This window comes from Enterobacter sp. 50588862 (genome assembly GCF_001462935.1).
In the GTDB taxonomy this organism is placed as follows: Bacteria; Pseudomonadota; Gammaproteobacteria; order Enterobacterales; family Enterobacteriaceae; genus Enterobacter; species Enterobacter bugandensis.
On sequence record NZ_LNHM01000046.1, the window covers coordinates 1 to 773 of the forward strand.

The window sequence follows — 773 nt, forward strand, 5'->3', positions numbered from 1 at the left end:
AATCTCGGTTGATTTCTTTTCCTCGGGGTACTTAGATGTTTCAGTTCCCCCGGTTCGCCTCGTTAACCTATGTATTCAGTTAACGATAGTGTGACGGATCACACTGGGTTTCCCCATTCGGACATCGACGGGTCAAGGGTTCATATCACCTCGCCGTCGCTTTTCGCAGATTAGCACGTCCTTCATCGCCTCTGACTGCCAGGGCATCCACCGTGTACGCTTAGTCGCTTAACCTCACAACCCGAAGATGTTTCACTTCTGATTGCGAAAATTTGAGAGACTCGAACACACCATTAAAGATGTGTCGTTTCAATTTTCAGCTTGATCCAGATTTTTAAAGAGCAAAACTTCGCAGTGCACCTTTTCAGGTTCACTCTGAAGTTTTTTTGTGTTCGCAGTAAAAGATGGTGGAGCTATGCGGGATCGAACCGCAGACCTCCTGCGTGCAAAGCAGGCGCTCTCCCAGCTGAGCTATAGCCCCATCGTTTTGCCAACCTCTTCAAATTTGCTTCGCAAATTTGGTAGGCCTGAGTGGACTTGAACCACCGACCTCACCCTTATCAGGGGTGCGCTCTAACCACCTGAGCTACAAGCCTGTAGAGGTTTTTTACTGCTGTTTTTCATCAGACAATCTGTGTGAGCACTACAAAGGCAGGTTCTTTAAGGTAAGGAGGTGATCCAACCGCAGGTTCCCCTACGGTTACCTTGTTACGACTTCACCCCAGTCATGAATCACAAAGTGGTAAGCGCCCTCCCGAAGGTTAAGCTACCTA

Annotated in this window: 2 tRNA genes and 2 rRNA genes; all 4 read right to left on the bottom strand. The window is 48.4% G+C overall.

The annotated features are described in order from the left end of the window. Positions 1 to 234: ribosomal RNA gene (locus tag APT89_RS21745) — 23S ribosomal RNA — on the bottom strand; the annotation flags it as partial. A gap of 171 nt (positions 235 to 405) precedes the next feature. Continuing rightward, a tRNA-Ala gene (locus APT89_RS21750) sits at positions 406 to 481 on the bottom strand. A gap of 38 nt (positions 482 to 519) precedes the next feature. Further along, positions 520 to 596 (bottom strand) — tRNA-Ile (locus tag APT89_RS21755). Between the two features lie 70 nt (positions 597 to 666). After that, positions 667 to 773 (bottom strand): 16S ribosomal RNA (locus tag APT89_RS21760); the annotation flags it as partial.